Below are 17,239 nucleotides of genomic sequence, written 5' to 3'. Positions count from 1 at the left end.
CCCTTTAGTTGCCTGACGTTACCACTCTGTTGCCTCGCAGGTCACACGCCTGTCACCGAGAGCCGGACCAGCAGGACGGCGGGCGTACGGGGCAGTGACACCCGCAGTCCGTCCCCGTCCCAGACCGCCGAGCCGTCGGCCGCGACCGACGCGGACGCGGATGACGGGTGGAGGATCTCCGCGCGGACCTCCCGGCCCGCCAAGTGCCCGACCGGCAGCCGCAGTTCGGGCTCTCCGCCCCGGCGCCAGACCGTGAGGTACGAGGGAGGGTCGTCGGACGACTGCGCCGACCGTGCCGGGCGCATGCCGAGCGCCAGCCACTCGTCCGTCCACCCGGGCAGCCCCAGCGGCCAGAACGGCACGGCCCGCGCGAGGTCCGGACGGATCGCCTTGTACGTGGTCACCGCGTCCCGTACGAGGGCGAGTTGGCGCTGTGTCATCCGGTCGAGATGGCCCGACAGATGGATCCGCCCGAGCAGGGCCCCGCCCAGCGTGAAGGCGATCAGGTCGTCGTCGAAGCCGGGCTGCGGGTAGGCCCACACGGCGCCCTGTTCGGGCGGTACGGCGGTCGGTGCTGCGGCGGCGATGGGCGGGTAGCGCAGGGGGTCCTGCTGGTCGCTGGTGGACTGGAGCTGGGCGACGGCCAGCGTGGCTCCGTCCATCCGCATGCCGCCCGAGGCGCAGTTCTCGATCACCAGGTGCGGGTGCCGGTCCAGTACCCCGGAGAGCCAGTCCAGGTAGGCGTGGGCGTGGCCGAGCAGGCCGGCTCCGGGTGCGAGGTCCCCGGGGGCGAGGGTTCCGGGGTCGATCACGATGTTGTAGTCCAGCTTGAGGTAGCCCACGCCCCAGTCGCCGACGATCCGGTCCACCGTCTTGTCGAGGTGGGCGCGGGCGGCCGGATGGCGCAGGTCGAGCTGGTGACGGCCCTGTTCGGTGAGGCGTACGCCGTCGCGCCGGAAGAAGGCGTCCGGCGGGAGCGCGGCGGCGACCGGGCTGCGTGCGCCGACGACCTCCGGCTCCAGCCACAGCCCGGGGACCATGCCCCGCTCCCGGATCCGGTCCAGGACCGTCCGGATTCCCCCGTCGGGGAAGCGGCGCGCCGAGGGCAGCCACGCGCCGACGCTGTCCCACCAGCCGCCGTCCGCCGAGTCGTCGTACCAGCCGGCGTCCACACAGAAGTACTCCGCGCCCGCCTGGGCCGCCGCGTCGATCAGGGGCAGCAGCTTCTCGGTCGTCGGGTCGCCCATGAGCGTGTTCATGTAGTCGTTGAAGACGACGGGAAGTGTGATGTGGTCCGGGTGCGGCCGGCGCACGGCCCGGCGGTACGAGGTCAGGGCGCCCATGGCCGCGTCGAACCCGGCTCCGAGGGCCAGCACCCCGGGCACGGTGGTGAACTCCTCGCCCGGAGCGAGCCGGACCCGCCACTGGTGCTCAGCGTCGGTGGGGCCGTTCAGCGCCAGGTATGTGCCGTGCGCGCGTTCGCCCAGGTCCCAGCGCCAGCCGGCCGGCGACTCGATCTGCCACAGCCAGGTCCGGCCGCTTCCCCGATCCGTCAGCGCCCCCATCGGCAGATGACCGTCGGTGGGCCAGCTGCCGCGCCCGGCGAGGACGAGGGCGGCGCGGCTGTCGTGCTGATGGGCGCCGACGTTGATGTCGGCGACGGTGCCGCGCAGCGGCTCGGTGTACCAACGGCACTCCGCGAGCCAGTCGTTGCGGGCCCGGCGTACGTCGAGGGCGTCCGGTGCGGGCAGGCCTCCGAAGAGCAGGCTGCTGACGGACTGGACGACGAGGGGCTCCGGGCCGTCGTTGCGGAGCCGGACGCGGGAGCTGAGCACCGGCAGTCCACCGGGGGACGTCAGCTCGGCGAACGCGGTCAGCCCGGTGGCCGGGTCGTGGAGTTCGACGGTCAGCCACTCCTGGTCGCCGCGTCTGCCGGTGCGGTGGTCCCGGTACTTCAGGCGCGTACCGAAGGCCGTGCCCGTGAAGCGCGGGCCGGACCAGCCGCTGCCGTGTCCGAGGGCGGTGAGCTCGACCAGGGGGAGGGCGGAATCCGGGGGGGCGGGTACGGCAGGCACTGCCCCGGTGTCACCGAGCCGGACCAGCCGCGGCGTCCCGTCGGGGGCGAGGGCGAACTCGGCCTCCAGAGCGGAATGCCCCCAAGTGAAGCTGCCCTGCGTGCCGTTGAGATCCGCGTCGCCCGTACCGGTCAAGGTGCTCCCCCTGGTGAATCCCTCGTTACGGTCTCTTGACGGCCCCTATGTGACCGGTCACAATCCTGGCATGAATGTGACCGGTCACACAAGGCGCCCCGCGAGCATCAGAGACGTCGCGACCGCCGCCGGCGTCTCCTACCAGACCGTCTCCCGGGTGATCAACGGCCATCCCAGCGTCAAGCCGACCACCCGGGAGCGTGTGCTCGCCGCCATCGACGAGCTGGGCTTCCGCCGCAGCGCCACCGCGCTCGCCCTGGCCAGCGGACGCAGCAGGGCCGTGACCGTACTCACCGCGAACACCACGCACTACGGCTACGCCTCGATCCTCCAGGGCATCGAGGAGGCCGCCCGCGCCGAGTCCTACGCGGTCGGGATCGGCGTCCTGGAATCGGCGGACGAGGCGGCCGTCGCCGCCGAGGTGCAGCGGGCGGCGGACGCGGGCGGCGGACTGATCGTGATCGCGTACGACCCGGCCGGGGTGAAGGCGCTCGGTGCCGTCCCCGCCGAACTCCCGGTCGTCGGTGTGGTGGAGACACCGGCGAGCCCGCCCGACCCGGGCCACCCCTGGGTCTGGGCCGACGACCGCGAGGCCGCCTACCAGGCGACCCGCCATCTGCTCTCCCTCGGGCACGAGACCGTGCACTACGTCGCCATCCCGTCCAGCACCCGGCGCACCAGCGCCCGCACCAGCGGTTGGCGGCAGGCGCTGCGTGAGGCCGGAGCGCCCGAACCCCGCCCGGTGCAGGGCAGTTGGGGACCGGCGGGGGGCCACGCGGCGGGCCGCGAGCTCGCCCGGGACCCGGCCGTCTCGGCGGTCCTGTGCGGCAACGACGACCTCGCGCTCGGCGTGTTGCGCGCCCTGCACGAGGCCGGGCGCTCCGTCCCCGGCGACGTCAGCGTCGCCGGGTTCGACGACGCCCCGCACTCCGCCTATCTGACCCCGTCCCTGACGACCGTACGGCTGGACTTCACCGGGCTCGGGCGGGCCGCGTTCGCCCTGCTGCACGGGGTGCTGGAGGAGTCCGCCCAGGTCGGCCCGCATCCGGTGTCGGTGCCGGAGCTGGTGGTGCGGGAGAGCTCGGGGCCGCCGCCGGCCACCGTCTGAGCGCGCGCACGATCCCTCGACGCGCCGCGAGGTCACGCACTGCGAGGTAACTCAACGCACCGCACGAGCACCGCTGTTCTGATTCCTGCTTCCTGAACCACCCGTTCGCGAAAGGCACGTGATGAAGACAAGAGCTCTCCCCGCCCTGGCACTGATATGTGCCATCGGCCTCGCCGCCACCGCGTGCAGCGACCCCACGGCCGGTGATTCCGGCGACTCCGGCACGGACGGGAAGCAGACGGCCGTCGATCCGACCGCCCGCCTGGACGGCCTGAAGCTGACCATGTGGACCGCCCAGAACACGGTCAACGCGCCCAAGCAGGTCATCGACGCCTTCGAGAAGGCCACCGGCGCGACGGTGGAGACCCAGGCGATCCCGGACCTCTACGAGCAGAACGTGCCGACGAAGCTGGCCTCCGGTGACCGTCCGGACCTGATGTTCTGGCAACCGTCCATCTCCACGCTGCCGTTCATCCAGCCGCAGCAGAACCTCCTCACCCTCGACGGCGAGCCGTGGGAGGCCAAACTCGGCGACACCGAGAAGTCGCTCGGCATGATCGACGGCAAGCGGTACGCGGCGATCGTCACCAGCCCCGCCATGCTCGGCGTCTACTACAACAAGGACGTCTTCAAGCAGGCCGGGCTGAGCGACAAGGACTTCCCGAAGTCCTACGACGAGTTGCTCGCCCTCGGTCACAAGGTCGTCGACAAGACGGACGCGGCCGCCTTCTACGAGGCCGGCGGCGACAAGTGGCCCCTGCAGTGGCAGACGCAGGTCCAGCTCACCGACCTGGACCAGCAGTGGTGGGACGGGCTCAACAGGAACCAGGAGAAGTGGACCGACCCGGTCGTCGTCGGCGCGATCAAGAAGTACAAGGAGAAGTTGCTCGACGCCGGGCTCGCTCAGAAGAACTACCGGACCGGCACCTTCACCGGACAGGCCGACGCGCTGTGGAAGGGCGAGGCCGGCATGGTCCTCAACGTCACCTCCTTCCAGAGCCAGTTGCAGGCCAAGTACTCCACCGCCGAGATCGACAGGAAGATCGGCTGGTTCCCCATCTCCAACTCGGCCGCCACCGGCATGTACTCGCCGGACCAGACCAACGGTGTGGTCGCCTTCAAGACGGGTGACGAGAAGCGGCAGAACGCGGCCCGGCAGTTCCTGGCGTTCTGGCTCGGCCCGGACTACGCCGACTACATCAAGGCGATGAAGATCCCGTCCGTGCAGCCCTCCGTGCCCACCCCCGACGGGCTGCCGCAGACGTCCAAGGCCCAGGTCGCGGCCCTGCCCACCGCCATCGGCGTCTTCCAGGCCAAGGCGATCGTCGCCCCGGACACCCACCTCTACCTCGCCGACATGATCTTCGACAAGAAGACTCCGCAGCAGGTCGCCCAGGCGATCCAGGACCAGTTCACGCAGGTGGCCAAGGCCCAGGGCGCGTCCGGTTTCTGACGATGGCTCACACAGTCGTACGCACCCAGCACACGCCGGTGCCGGACCCGCCGAAGAAGGCGGGGCGGCTGCCGCGCGCCGCCGTGCACCATCCGTGGTGGTTCGCGTTGCCCGCGATCGTCGTCTTCGCGGGCTTCTTCCTGGTGCCGAACCTGCTGAACTTCTACTACCCGTTCACCAACTGGTCCTCGTACCACGCGGACATCGCCTTCACCGGCCTGGACAACTTCCGGACGATCGCCGACGACGGCTCGCTGCTGCGCGCGATCCGTACGACCCTGCTGTACGCGCTGCTGGCGGCGCTGTTCCAGAACGGCTTCGGGCTCGGGCTGGCGCTCCTCCTTGAGGCCGACAGCCGCTTCAACCGGTTCTTCCGCGCGGTGTTCTTCCTGCCGGTGCTGATCTCGGCGCTCGCCACCGGTTATGTCTTCCAGGCCCTGCTCGACCAGGACGGGGCCGTCAACTCCCTGCTCGGCACGGACATTCCGTGGCTGGGCTCGACGACCTGGACCCTGGTCGTCGTCACCCTCATCCACGGCTGGAAGTGGATGGGCCTGTCCATGCTGATCTATCTGGCCGGGCTCAAGGGCATCCCCGGCGACATGCTCGAAGCCGCCCGGATGGACGGCGCCGGCCCCTGGCGGACCTTCTGGTCGGTGCGCTGGCCGATGCTCGCGCCGGCCGTCACCTTCAACGTCACCACCGCGCTGATCGGGTCGATGAACACCTTCGACATCGTCCAGGCCACCACGGGCGGCGGACCGGCGGCCTCCACGGAGGTCTTCAACATCTACATGTTCCGGATCTTCGGACAGGGCCTGTACGCCCAGGCCTCCGCGATGAGCCTCGTCCTCTTCCTGGTCGTGGTCGCGGTGGCGATCCCGCTGGTCGTCGGGTTGCGGCGAAGGGAGCAGCTGCTGTGAACCCGTCCGTCGCCTGGCGCTACGGCCGCCCCGCCCTCGTCCTGCTGCTCGCCGGCCTGGCCGTCGGCGTACCGCTCTGGCTGGTCGTCGTCACCTCCGCCAAGCCTCAGGCGGAGGCCATCAGACCCAACCTCGACCTGCCACGGCACTGGCAGCCCGACAGCAACTACGCGGACGCGGTCAGCCAGGGCGAGATGCTGCGTGGCTTCTTCAACTCCCTGCTGGTCGTGGTGCCTTCGGTCGCCCTCGTCCTGCTCCTCGGTGCGGGCGCCGCCTGGGTCTTCGCGCGCCGCAAGTCGAAGCTGGTGTCGACGGCGTACGCGCTGTGCATCAGCGGACTGCTGCTGCCGCCCGCGGTCATCACCATCGTGATGGAGCTGCGCCAGCTGGGGCTGGCGAACACCCGGCCCGGCATGATCGCCGTCTACACCGGCATGTACCTGTCGACGTCCATCTTCTTCATGACCGGCTTCATCCGCGCCATTCCGCTGGAGCTGGAGGAGGCGGCCCGGATGGACGGGGCCACGCCCTCGCGGATCTTCTGGCGGATCGTCCTGCCGCTGCTGCGCCCGGTGATCGCCACCGCGACGATCATGGTGATGCTCTACGCCTGGAGCGACGTCTTCTACGCCTTCTTCGTCCTCGGCGGCGGCGAGCGGGCCACCCTCCCGCTGAACCTCTACCAGGTCGCCAGCGCCCAGCTCTACCTCAACAACTGGCATCTCGTCTTCGCGTACGTCGTGGTGATGAGCCTGCCCATGGTCGCCGTGTTCCTCGTCGGCCAGCGAAAGATCGTGTCCGGAATCACCAGTGGAGCCGTCAAATGACCGGAGGTCCAGCAGCGTGATCACCCCCGCCCGCACACGAACCCGTACGCGATTCCGTACCGGATTCCGGATGGGATTCCGTACGGGATTCCGCACCAGAACCGCCTTGCTATCAGCCGCACTTGGAGCAGCCACCATGGCAGCCACTCTCCCCGCCGCGGGCCCCGCGGCCGCTGCCGACCCGCAGCGCCTCACCGTCGACCTGTCCGCCCCCGAGGGGCCGGTGATGCTCGGCGCCAACGGCGCGCTGTACGGGCTCAGCGACGACGGCGTGCCCAGCGACGCCGCGTTGGAACCCCTGAAGGTCACCAGCATCTCGCAGAAGCCGGAGGGCGGCGCCCAGCACCCCAACGGCGACGCGCTCACCGTCTCGAAGTCGTTCTTCCGCAACGGCGGCGGCGAGATCAACGTGATGATGCAGGACATCTACGCCAAGTGGCCGTACGAGGATCTCGGCATCGACGACTACCTCCCCAAGGTAGACAAGATCGCCAAGGAGGTGGCGGCGGACCCGAACAGCGAGCGGTTCGTCTACATCCCGTTCAACGAGCCCGACCAGATCTGGTACAAGCTCGGCGTCACCGACCAGGCCCAGTACGAGGCCAACCGGGACCGGTTCTTCAAGGACTGGAAGACGGTGTACCAGCGCATCCGCGCGATCGACCCGGACGCGAGGATCGCGGGCCCGAACGAAGCCGCCTACCACTCCCGGCTGCTGAAGGACTTCCTCGCCTTCGCCAAGCGGGAGAACGTCCTGCCGCAGGTGATGACCTGGCACGAGCTGGGCTCCGGCTCGCTGCGCGACTTCCAGGCGCACTACGACGACTACCGCGCGCTCGAACGCGAGGCGGGCATCGCCCCGCTGAAGATCAACATCGACGAGTACGCCAACCGCCGCGACCTCTCCGTCCCGGGCCAACTGGTGCAGTGGGTCTCGCTGTTCGAGCGGAACAAGGTGTACGCGAACATGGCGTACTGGGACGCGGCCGGCAACCTCAGCGGCCATGTCGTGCGCTCCAACATCCCCAACGGCGGCTGGTGGTTCTTCCGCTGGTACGCCGGGATGACCGGTGACACGGTGAAGGTGACCCCGGCGCAGCCGAACACCATCGACACCCTCCAGGGCCTGGCCTCCCTGGACGCCGCCCGCCGTCAGGCACAGGTCCTCCTCGGCGGCTCGGCGGGCGACTCCGACGTGGTGGTCCGCAACGTCCCCCGTTCCGTCTTCGGCCGCACGGTCACCGCGACCGTCGCCGAGGCCGCCTGGTCCGGCTACGAAGGGCAGCACGCGACGCCCCAGGTCCTCACCCGTACGAAGCTGAAGGTGGCGGACGACGGTTCGGTGACCGTCCCACTGCGCGGCATGCGGAAGATGTCCGCGTACCGGATCGTCCTGACCCCCGGCGGTACGGGCACCCCCTCCCCCGCCGCCGTCCCCTGGTCGGCGTCGTACGAGGCCGAGTCGGCCGCGATCACCGACGGCAAGGTCTACACCCAGGGCACGGTCGAGAACGCCAACGGCTACGCGGCCTCCGGCACCAAGGACGTCGGCTCGCTCAACCAGGCCACCAGCAAGGTGGACTTCACGGTCACGGTGCCGCGGGAAGGCTCGTACGACCTGGCGATCCTGTACGGCAACCAGTCCGGCACCCCCGCCACGCAGAAATTGTCCGTCGACGGCGGCACCCCGGTCACGGTGACCTATCCCTCCACGGAGAACTGGACCTACCGCGCCAAGAAGGACGTGACGGTGCGGCTGTCCGAGGGCACCCATGTCCTCTCGCTCGCCAAGGGCGACGCCGAGGTCACCCTCGACCGCGTCGACCTGACCGCCCGCACGGGCGCACCCTCGGCGTCGTACGAGGCCACGCTGGCGGACATCAGCGGGAAGCCGTCGTACGACTACGCGTCGTCGGCCGGGGTGGGCACCGGCTCTCTCGTCCTTCGCTCGGGGGACAAGGCGGTGTTCGACGTCTACGCCCCGCGTGACGGCTACTACACGGTGGTGCCGCGGGCCTCGGCGCCGGTGAGGCTCGCGCTGCACGGCGAGACGGTGACGGCGGCGCCCGGACGCGCCCTGCGGCTCTACCTGCTGGCGGGCAACAACCGCGTCGCGGTGACGGCGGGACACGCCTCCGTCCGCTCGCTCGACGTCTCGGGCGACGGATCCACGTCCGGCACGCTCTCCTACGCCGCAGCCTCGGCCACCCTCGCGGGCGGGGCCGAACTCGTCGACTCGGCGTACGCCTCCAGCGGTTCCTACCTCGGCAAGCTGGGCAACAGCCCTTCCAGTACCGCCGAGTTCACGGTGCGGGCGCCCAGCCCGGGCCGCTATCTGCTGGTCGTCCACTACGCGCACAACGACCGGCGGGACAACGGCCACGCCTACAACACGGACATCATGTCCCGTACGGCGGACATCACCGTGGGGAACGCGGCGCCGGTGAAGGTCACCTTCAAGAACACCTGGAGCCCGGACGACTACTGGACGCTGGGCGTGCCCGTCGATCTGAAGAAGGGCTCCAACGAGGTGACGTTCGGCAACGCGACGGCGTGGGCACCGGCTATCGACCGGATCGAGCTGGGCCGGGTGGTCGACCGGCCGTAGTCCGGCCGTAGTCCGGCCGTTCCACCCGCTCCACCGGACCTCGTCGGCGGAGCGGGTGGAACAAGCGCGTCAGGCGACCTGTCCGCTGTGCAGGGCCGTGTACGCCCCGTTCTTGCGCAGGAGTTCCTCGTGGGTGCCGATCTCCTGGATCCGGCCGTCCCCCATCACCACGATGCGGTCCGCGCCCCGCACGGTGGACAGCCGGTGGGCCACCACGAAGGTGGTACGGCCGTGCAGCAGACGGGCCAGAGCCTGCTGGACGAGCGCCTCCGACTGGGTGTCCAGGGCCGAGGTCGCCTCGTCGAGCACCAGCACTCTCGGGTCCCGGATCAGCGCCCGCGCGATCGCCAGGCGCTGCCGCTGCCCGCCGGACAGGCGTGCCCCGCGCTCGCCGACGAGGGTGTCGAGGCCCTGCGGCAGCCGGTCGACGAACTCCAGCGCGTTGGCTTCGCGCAGCGCCGCGCGCACCGTCTCCTCGTCGGCGTCGTCCATGCCGTAGGCGACGTTCTCGCGGATCGTGCCGTCGAAGAGGATCGACTCCTGCGGCACGACCGAGAGGAAGCGGCGGTAGGTGCGCAGGTCGAGGGTGTTCATGTCGGTGCCGTCGAGCGACAGCCGGCCGGAGGTCGGGCGGATGAAGCCGATGACGAGGCTCAGCAGGGTGGACTTGCCCGCCCCGGACGCGCCGACGAGGGCGATGGTCTCCCCAGGTGCGACGGAGAGGCTGAAGTCACTTACGGCCGGGCGGCCACCGTCCTCGTACGTGTACCCGACCTTGTCGAAGGTCACGGCGCCGCGCAGTGAGGTGAGTTCGGCCTTGCCCTCGTTGTCCTCCAGCTCGGGCACCTGGAGCACCTCGCCGACGGAACGAACCGACTCCAGGCCCTTGGTGATGACCGGGGCCAGACCCGCCAACGTCGTCGTGGAGTTGGTGAGGGTGGTCAGGAAGGCGCTCAGCATGACGACGTCTCCGGCGGTCACGCCCCAGACGCCGTAGTACGAGATCAGCGCCGCGCCGGCGAGTACGAGCACGCCGACCACGTTCAGCACGACCCAGGCGAGCGAGCCGAAGCGGCCGTTGACCAGGTCGAGGCGCATACCGGAGGTCAGCAGCCGGTGCAGGGTGCCGTCCATGCGGCGCAGCGCCTTGCCCTCCAGGCCGTGGGCGCGCGTGACCGGGATGAGGCGGGTCATCTCCGTCACCCGGGACGACAGGGTCTCGACCTCGTGACGGAAGTGCTCGTTGTGGGTGCGCAGACGAGCCCGAAGGCGCGCGACGACGAGTGCGGCGGCGGGCACGACGACGAGGAAGACGGGCACGAACTCCGGTGTGCGGACGGCGATGATGATCAGGCCGCCGATGAGTACGGTGCCCGCGCCGAGCCCCGTCTCCGCGGTCTGCTGCACCATCTGCTCGACGGTCTCCACGTCGCGCACGACCTTGGCCTGCAGCACACCGGCGCTGACCCGCGAGTGGTAGCCGATGGAGAGCTGCTGCATACGGGTGCACAGCGCGGAGCGCAGGCCGGTGCCCATCCGGCGCACGCTGCCGTACAGCAGGCGTACGTACAGCACGTGCAGGGGGTAGTTGACCAGCAGGATGAACATGATGACGCCGGTGCTCAGCCAGAGCCGGCTGATCGGCTGGTGCTGGACGACGGTGTCGATGATGGACGCGGTGATCAGCGGCAGCAGCCAGACCGGGCTGTGCTTGACGGTGAACACGCCGACCGCGGCCGCGATGCGGTGGCGGTCGGCGCGGAAGAGATAGGCGAGGGTGCGTACGGGGTGTTCGCCGCGGTAGCGGTGGTCGAGCGGTCTCTCGTGTGACGACGCCATCGGCGTTGTCCTTCCCGAGGTGCTGGATGAAGAGCCGGCAGACAAAGAACAGCAAGCGCTTTCTGATTCTGCCCGGGAGAGACTACACACGCGGTGGGCCACCGGCATCCGAAAAAGATTCAGACCGCGTCCAGCTCCGCGAGCTCCTCGGCGGTGAGCACGAGGTCGCCCGCGGCGAGCGAGTCCAGGATCGTCTCCGGTCGGCTCGCCCCCGGGATCGGCACGACGACCGGCGACTTGGCGAGCATCCAGGCCAGGCAGACCCGCTGCGGGCTCACCCGGTGAGCTTCGGCGACGCGGGCGAACGGGGCGTAGGCGGAGCCCAGTTCACCTGCGCGGGAGATGCCGCCGAGCGGGCTCCAGGGCAGGAAGGCGATGCTCAGCTCGTCGCACAGGCGCAGTTCGGGCTCGCTGGAGCGGAACGCCGGGGAGAACTGGTTCTGCACGGAGACCAGCCTGCCGCCGAGGATGTCGTTCGCCTGCCGGATCTGGTCCGGGTTCGCGTTGGAGATCCCGGCCATCCGGATCTTGCCCTCGTCGAGCAGGTCGCGTACGGCACCGACCGACTCGGCGTACGGCACCCCGGGGTCGGGGCGGTGGAACTGGTAGAGCCCGATGGCCTCGACGCCGAGCCGGCGCAGGGATGCCTCGCAGGCGTCCTTGAGGTACTGAGGGCTGCCGTCCAGCGTCCAGCTTCCGTCGCCGGGGCGCAGATGGCCGCCCTTCGTGGCGACGAGTACGTCCTCGCCCCGGTCGTGGGAGGCGAGGGCCTTGGCGATCAGGGCCTCGTTGTGACCGACCTCGGAGGCGTCCCGGTGGTAGGCGTCCGCGGTGTCGATCAGGGTCACGCCGGCGTCGAGCGCGGCGTGGATCGTGGCGAGGGAACGGGCCTCGTCCGGGCGTCCCTCGATGGACATGGGCATCGCGCCCAGGCCGATCGCGCTGACCTCGACGTTCCCGATGCGGCGGGTGTGCATGGGTTCGTGACCCCTTTTCTCGGCTGTCGTGCGGGAACCGGACCGACACCAGCCTGGCCGTCCCGTCACGCAAGGTCCAATAGAAGAAAGAGAACGCATTCAGCGACGGGACCACTGAATCGCCGCCGCGACTGTGCTGCGTCCCCACTGCGTTTCGGGGGCGTCTCTGCTGCTGAGATCGGCCGCCCGACCCCTTGCGCGGCCTCCTGGTCGGTGTGACACGCTCACCCTCGGCCGAACGACTGACCGATCACCTGCCGACCTGTCGACCGGCTCGGCGTCGGTCGCGGGCGTCGGTCGTGGGCTTCGGTCGCGGGCGTCGGTCGTGGGCTTCGGTCGCGGGCGTCGGTCGTGGGCTTCGGTCGCGGGCGTCGGTCGCGGGCGTCGGTCGTGGGCTTCGGTCGCGGGCGTTGGTCGCGGGCGTTGGTCGGCACACACTCGGCAGAGTTCGGCACAGTGAGAGGCGGCAGCATGCGTATCGGACTGCTCGGCACCGGCCCGTGGGCCCAGATGGCCCACGCTCCCGCCCTGAGCCGGCACGGTGAACTGGACTTCGTGGGGGTGTGGGGCCGCCGTACCGCCCCCACCAAGGAGTTGGCCGACAGCTACGGCGTGCTCGCCTACGACGATGTCGACGCGCTGTTCGCCGATGTGGACGCGGTGGCCGTCGCCCTGCCGCCGGCCGTGCAGGCCGACCTGGCGGTGCGTGCCGCACGGGCGGGCTGCCATCTGCTGCTGGACAAGCCGCTCGCGCCGACGGTGGAGCAGGCAAGGGCGGTCACCGCGGCCGTCGAGGAGAGCGGGGTGGCCTCGGTCGTCTTCTTCACCACCCGTTTCCAGCCGGAGACCGAGGCGTGGATCACCGAACAGGCGGCCGTGGAGGGCTGGTTCACCGGGCGGGCGGAGTGGCTCGGCGCGGTGTTCAGCGGTGACGGCAGCCCGTTCGCCGACTCGCCGTGGCGGCGGGAGAAGGGCGCGCTGTGGGACGTGGGTCCCCACGCCCTGTCCGTGCTGCTGCCGGTCCTGGGTGACGCCAAGGGCGTGACGGCGGCCACTCACGGGCCCGGCGACACCGTCCACCTGGTGCTCGACCACGTCAGCGGCGCGTCGAGCACCCTGGCCCTGAGCCTCACGGCACCGCCCGCGGCGGCGGGGGCCGCGGTGGAGCTGCGGGGCGCGGCCGGAGTGACACTGCTGCCGGAGAGCACCGAGAGCGCGGTGTCCGCCCTGATCCGGGCCGCTGACGCCCTGCTGACCGCCTCCCGCACGGGGCAGCCGCACGCGTGCGACGCGGCGTTCGGGCTGCGGGTCACCGAGATTCTGACGGCGGCCGACGGGCTGTTGTACGGCGCGTCCTGACTCGGGCTTTGGGCGGCGCGTCCCGACTCAAGCTTCGGACGGCACGCCCCCACTCAGGCTTCAGGCGGCGCATCCCGACTCGACCTTCGGGCGGCACGCCCCGACTCAAGCTTCGGACGGCACGCCCCCACTCAGGCTTCAGGCGGCGCGTCCTGACTCGGGCTTTGGGCGGCGCGTCCCGACTCAAGCTTCGGACGGCACGTCCCAACTCAGGCTTCAGGCGGCGCATCCCGACTCGACCTTCGGGCGGCACGCCCCGACCCAAGCTTCGGACGGCACGCCCCCACTCAGACTTCGGACGGCACGCCACGACTCAGGCTTCAGGCAGCGCACCCCGACTCGGCCCTCGGGCGGCACACCCTCACTCAGACTTCGGACGGCACGCCCCAACTCGGCCTTCGGGCGGGCCAGTCCTGGAGGTTGCAGCCGCCCAAGCACCCGGTGTTCTGCGCGGTGGCCCAGCGGCTCTCGCCGGAGACCAGTGTGGCGGGCATCGCGCCGATGACGCCGGCTTCCCGACCCGGCCGAGCGCGGTCTTCACGGCGAGGGCCGGGATCACCTCGGGGAACCGGGTGAAGGCGTCGTCACCGAGCCGAGTGCCGGACGCGCCCGGTGAGACGGCGTTGACGCGGATGCCCCGCGTGCTGAACTCCTTGGCCATGTACCGGGTCAGCACATCGCGGAAGCCCGCGAAGGTGCCGGCCTGGCCGACGTCCAGGGGATCGCCCCGGACCACGCGCCCTATGCCCCGTCCTCGTCCCCGTCCCCGTCCTCGAACGGCTCCTCGCTCCACCGGAACCAAGCCCGGTCTCCCTCGATGTGCAGCAGGAACTCGGCGACGGGGCCGTCCGGTGAGGACAGGGAGACGCGTCTTCGGATCTCGTCGTAGGCCGCCTCCCAGGCTTCCCAGACCTCGTCGTAGTCCCGCTCCAGCAGAGCCAGTTCACGGGCGAAGAGATCGCTGACCGCGTCGTATCCCGGACCGGGCGTGAAGCGCCCCGACAGCCACGGGAAGTCGGCCTCGTCGATCAGGATCTCCCCGACCGGGTCGTCGCCGCTGCGCACCTGCCAGACCCCGCCGTCGAACCCCATGCCGCCTCCGTCGCACGCTGTCGATCACACTGCCGACCAGCATGCCACCCGGCACTGACAGACGGCCCGGACCCGCATTCGGACCGGGCCGCCCCTCAGCTACCGCTCATCAGTGGTTCCTCGGGTCCACGCCGCCTCTACGCCGACTCCCCCGCATGGAAGTTGATCCGCTCACTGACGACGGGGAACCCCGCCTTGGCGAAGTTCGCGGCCATGGGGAAGTTGCCCTGGTCCGTCGCGCCGCTGACGAACTCCGCGCCCTGCTCGACGAGGAAGTGGGTGCACTCCACGAGGAGGTCGTAGGCGTAGCCGTGACCGCGCTGTTCGGGGACGACTCCGATGAAGCCGATCGTCGGGCCGGAGGGATTGTGCGCCGGGATGTGGATGCCCGCCAGGTCGCCCTCCGGCGTGTGCGCCAGTTGCCACCACTCCCGTGGGGAGGGGCACCAGTTGAAGAAGTCCAGCTCCTCCTGGGCGGCCTGGTCGAGGCCGCCCTCTTCGATGGCCCGCAGCGCGTGGGCGTCCAGGGTGACGGAGTGGATGCGGCGCAGCGCGTCGAAGAAGACCGCGTCGTCGGGTTCGGCCCTGAAGCGCAGCCGTCCGGGCCGTTCCGGCAGGCCGAGTTCCGGAGTCCAGCGGTACAGGAAGCGCTCCACCAGGAGTTCGTAGCCGGCGGCGCGTGCGGCGCCGAAGCGAGCCTCGGCGGCGGCCTTCAGGTCGGGCTCGTCCCGCCAGCCGCCGGGCAGGTTGAGCTCGAGTTCGACCTGCCAGGGGGCGGAGCGCAGCAGTTCGGCGCCGGCCGTTTCCTCGCCCTCGGCCACGTCGAACCAGTTGATGTTGATGGGCTCCGAGTCGTCGGGCCCGCCCCACCAGGCGCCGCGAGCGACGACGGTGCCGTCGCGCAGGGCGACTCGCTTCCATTGGGGGCGGAACCGGGTCCGCCGGTGTCCCTCGCGGGCGCCGAGCGGGTCGGGGTGTGCGTCGAAGAGATGGGCGTCGCTCGCGGTGAGCGCGCGGATGACCAGATCGGTCACGGATTCCTCCGGGATCAAGGCTGCTTGGAGCGCTCCCGGTCAGATCTGACGCGACACGCCGGGGCAACGGAAAAGGGAGCGCAGGGAAGGTGTGAACCGCACGGCACTCGCCTCCTTCCGTTCGTCTCAGGGCGTGGAGCCACACAGTACGTGATCTTCATCGGGTGCGTCCACGGGTTTTCCCGGACCTGAGCGAGGCCCCGCCAAGTGCTGGAGAGCGCTCTCAAAGGCCTGCGCGACTTAAGTGGGACTTAGAAGAGGGTTAAGCGGTCGTGGGCATTCCGTGGCCTTTCAAGTTCCCGCAGTTGAGGGGGGTTTGGGCACCCTGCAGACCCATTGGCCGATGCGGGGGTCGTGCGTAGCATCGGGGCCCACCGGCAGCGGCAGCCCCCAGTTCGAGAGCGCTCTCACAGTGACTCCCGGGCTCACGGCGCATATCGCCGCCCCAGCCGCAGCCCACGTACCCGCACACGTACTCCGGGAGACCCCCACATGACTTCCCGCCATCAGCGCCAACTCGGTCGACGCAGGCTTCTCCTCGCGCTCGGCGGCACGGCGGTGGCCGTCCCCGCCGTCGCCACCGTGGCCCCGTACGCCCTCGCGGACACACCGGCGGACAGCCCCGCGGACGGCGACGCGCGCGCCGCGGCGGCCGCACTGCCGCTGACGATCGTCAACGACAGCGGCTCCTTCGGCAACGCGAACGTCCACGTGTACATCGTCGGCAACCAGGACGGCCGTCAGGTGCGCGTCACGCCCGAGGGCACCCTCGCGCCGATCGCGCTGTCGGACAACGGCCCCGACGGCTTCACCGACTACGCGATCAGCCTGGCCGGCAGCGGCGAGACCCGACTGTCCCTCCCCCGGATGTCCGGCCGGATCTATGTGTCGCTCGGCCAGAAGCTCAGGTTCAAGGCCGTCGCCGACGGCAACGGAGACGCCGCGCTGCAGTACCCGGCCGGCTGGGTCACGTCGGACCCGAACTACCCCGTGCTGCACGATTGTGCCGAGTTCACGTACAACGCGGCCGGCATGTTCTGCAACACCACCATGGTCGACATGTTCAGCGTGCCGCTGAGCATCCGGCTGACCGGTGCCAAGGACCAGACGGCGGGCAAGTTGCGTACCGGCGGGCGCGCGGCCGCGTTCGCGGCGGTCCGCCAGGCCGAGGGGTTCGCGCGGCTCGTCGTGGACGACACCCGCGTCATCGCGCCGGGGCACGGGCTGGACGCCGGCCTGTTCGCCAAGGACTACCTCGCGCCGTACATCGACGAGGTGTGGAGCACGTACACCGGGCGGGACCTCACCGTCACCACCAACGCGGGGACGTTCACGGGGCGGGTGCGTGGTGAGCGGTTCACCTTCGACGGGCCCGCGCAGGTGTCCTTCGCCAAGCCGTCGACCCGGGACGTGCTGTTCTGCGACGGCACTCTCGCCGCCCCCAACGACGGCACGACGGGACCGGTCGCCGCCGTCCTCGGTGCCGGATTCAACCGCTCGACGCTGCTCAGCCATCCCGCCCAGCCGACGACCGACGCCGCCACCTTCTACCGGACCGCCCTGACCAACCACTACGCCAAGGCGATGCACACGGCCACGGAGGACGGCAAGGCGTACGGCTTCGCCTTCGACGACGTGGCCGACTTCGCCTCGTACATCCAGGACACGGCACCCACCGGGATCCGGCTGACGCTCACACCCTTCGACAACTGACTCCCCGCCCTTCGACCTGCGGTTTCCCTCCGGACGGAGAGACGGTTTCGGCGCCTCCGGATGCAGGGTCCGCTCCGGCGTTGAATGGTGTTAACA

13 protein-coding genes and 1 pseudogene are annotated in these 17,239 nt (G+C 70.4%); 7 read left to right on the top strand and 7 right to left on the bottom strand.

Annotated elements, in window-relative coordinates:
* Positions 1-41: 41 nt before the first annotated feature.
* Entirely contained in the window at positions 42-2,210 is a 2,169-nt protein-coding gene (locus ABIE67_RS44015) for a glycoside hydrolase family 36 protein (protein ID WP_370267193.1), read from the bottom strand.
* Positions 2,211-2,280: 70 nt separating this feature from the next.
* On the opposite strand from ABIE67_RS44015, the gene ABIE67_RS44010 reads away from it, so the two are divergent.
* The 5 genes from ABIE67_RS44010 to ABIE67_RS43990 all read left to right on the top strand — a co-directional run bounded on the left by ABIE67_RS44010 (position 2,281) and on the right by ABIE67_RS43990 (position 9,129).
* The gene (locus tag ABIE67_RS44010) at positions 2,281-3,318 is read left to right on the top strand and encodes a LacI family DNA-binding transcriptional regulator (RefSeq protein WP_370267192.1); all 1,038 of its coding nucleotides are present in this window, start codon (positions 2,281-2,283) and stop codon (positions 3,316-3,318) included.
* 121 nt (positions 3,319-3,439) lie between these two features.
* On the top strand, positions 3,440-4,771 hold the full coding sequence (locus ABIE67_RS44005) for an ABC transporter substrate-binding protein (RefSeq protein ID WP_370267191.1): 1,332 nt from the start codon (positions 3,440-3,442) through the stop codon (positions 4,769-4,771).
* 2 nt (positions 4,772-4,773) lie between these two features.
* Positions 4,774-5,694 (top strand): carbohydrate ABC transporter permease, encoded by a 921-nt coding sequence (locus ABIE67_RS44000; RefSeq protein WP_370267190.1) that lies wholly within the window; start codon positions 4,774-4,776, stop codon positions 5,692-5,694.
* A complete protein-coding gene (locus ABIE67_RS43995) occupies positions 5,691-6,521 on the top strand; it encodes a carbohydrate ABC transporter permease (protein ID WP_370267189.1) in 831 nt (276 codons plus the stop codon). The genes ABIE67_RS44000 and ABIE67_RS43995 overlap by 4 nt, the downstream gene beginning before the upstream one ends.
* Before the next feature lie 136 nt (positions 6,522-6,657).
* Positions 6,658-9,129, top strand: a complete 2,472-nt coding sequence (locus tag ABIE67_RS43990) for a CBM35 domain-containing protein (RefSeq protein ID WP_370267187.1) — start codon at positions 6,658-6,660, stop codon at positions 9,127-9,129.
* 69 nt (positions 9,130-9,198) lie between these two features.
* On the opposite strand, the gene ABIE67_RS43985 is transcribed toward ABIE67_RS43990, so the two are convergent.
* Entirely contained in the window at positions 9,199-10,968 is a 1,770-nt protein-coding gene (locus ABIE67_RS43985) for an ABC transporter ATP-binding protein (RefSeq protein ID WP_370267186.1), read from the bottom strand.
* A 119-nt stretch (positions 10,969-11,087) separates the two neighbouring features.
* Complete coding sequence (locus ABIE67_RS43980) at positions 11,088-11,945, bottom strand: aldo/keto reductase (RefSeq protein ID WP_370267185.1); 858 nt, start codon at positions 11,943-11,945, stop codon at positions 11,088-11,090.
* A gap of 471 nt (positions 11,946-12,416) precedes the next feature.
* Between ABIE67_RS43980 and ABIE67_RS43975 the strand changes: the two genes are divergently transcribed.
* A complete protein-coding gene (locus ABIE67_RS43975; protein WP_370267184.1) occupies positions 12,417-13,304 on the top strand; it encodes a Gfo/Idh/MocA family protein in 888 nt (295 codons plus the stop codon).
* A 365-nt stretch (positions 13,305-13,669) separates the two neighbouring features.
* On the opposite strand, the gene ABIE67_RS43970 is transcribed toward ABIE67_RS43975, so the two are convergent.
* The 4 genes and pseudogenes from ABIE67_RS43970 to ABIE67_RS43955 all read right to left on the bottom strand — a co-directional run bounded on the left by ABIE67_RS43970 (position 13,670) and on the right by ABIE67_RS43955 (position 15,430).
* Positions 13,670-13,798 carry a hypothetical protein gene (locus tag ABIE67_RS43970; protein ID WP_370269751.1) on the bottom strand — a complete coding sequence of 43 codons (129 nt, stop codon included), beginning with the start codon at positions 13,796-13,798 and terminating at the stop codon, positions 13,670-13,672.
* Between the two features lie 62 nt (positions 13,799-13,860).
* A pseudogene (locus ABIE67_RS43965) lies at positions 13,861-13,965 on the bottom strand (short-chain dehydrogenase); the annotation flags it as partial.
* Positions 13,966-14,045: 80 nt separating this feature from the next.
* Complete coding sequence (locus ABIE67_RS43960; RefSeq protein ID WP_370267183.1) at positions 14,046-14,396, bottom strand: hypothetical protein; 351 nt, start codon at positions 14,394-14,396, stop codon at positions 14,046-14,048.
* 137 nt (positions 14,397-14,533) lie between these two features.
* A complete protein-coding gene (locus ABIE67_RS43955) occupies positions 14,534-15,430 on the bottom strand; it encodes a GNAT family N-acetyltransferase (RefSeq protein WP_370267182.1) in 897 nt (298 codons plus the stop codon).
* 492 nt (positions 15,431-15,922) lie between these two features.
* On the opposite strand from ABIE67_RS43955, the gene ABIE67_RS43950 reads away from it, so the two are divergent.
* Positions 15,923-17,143: a glycoside hydrolase family 64 protein gene (locus ABIE67_RS43950; RefSeq protein WP_370267181.1), complete on the top strand. Its 1,221-nt coding sequence runs from the start codon at positions 15,923-15,925 to the stop codon at positions 17,141-17,143.
* Positions 17,144-17,239 lie beyond the last annotated feature (96 nt).

It is taken from the genome of Streptomyces sp. V4I8, assembly GCF_041261225.1.
GTDB lineage: Bacteria > Actinomycetota > Actinomycetes > Streptomycetales > Streptomycetaceae > Streptomyces.
This window is presented reverse-complemented; position numbering and strand designations above follow the sequence as displayed.

Bases quoted from the DNA above. Each gene is read 5' to 3' on its own strand.
- ABIE67_RS43960 (WP_370267183.1), bottom strand. From the start codon at position 14,396: ATGGGGTTCGACGGCGGGGTCTGGCAGGTGCGCAGCGGCGACGACCCG.
- ABIE67_RS43985 (WP_370267186.1), bottom strand. From the start codon at position 10,968: ATGGCGTCGTCACACGAGAGACCGCTCGACCACCGCTACCGCGGCGAA.
- ABIE67_RS44005 (WP_370267191.1), top strand. From the start codon at position 3,440: ATGAAGACAAGAGCTCTCCCCGCCCTGGCACTGATATGTGCCATCGGC.
- ABIE67_RS43975 (WP_370267184.1), top strand. From the start codon at position 12,417: ATGCGTATCGGACTGCTCGGCACCGGCCCGTGGGCCCAGATGGCCCAC.
- ABIE67_RS44000 (WP_370267190.1), top strand. From the start codon at position 4,774: ATGGCTCACACAGTCGTACGCACCCAGCACACGCCGGTGCCGGACCCG.
- ABIE67_RS44010 (WP_370267192.1), top strand. From the start codon at position 2,281: ATGAATGTGACCGGTCACACAAGGCGCCCCGCGAGCATCAGAGACGTC.
- ABIE67_RS43950 (WP_370267181.1), top strand. From the start codon at position 15,923: ATGACTTCCCGCCATCAGCGCCAACTCGGTCGACGCAGGCTTCTCCTC.
- ABIE67_RS43980 (WP_370267185.1), bottom strand. From the start codon at position 11,945: ATGCACACCCGCCGCATCGGGAACGTCGAGGTCAGCGCGATCGGCCTG.
- ABIE67_RS43970 (WP_370269751.1), bottom strand. From the start codon at position 13,798: ATGCCCGCCACACTGGTCTCCGGCGAGAGCCGCTGGGCCACCGCGCAG.
- ABIE67_RS43990 (WP_370267187.1), top strand. From the start codon at position 6,658: ATGGCAGCCACTCTCCCCGCCGCGGGCCCCGCGGCCGCTGCCGACCCG.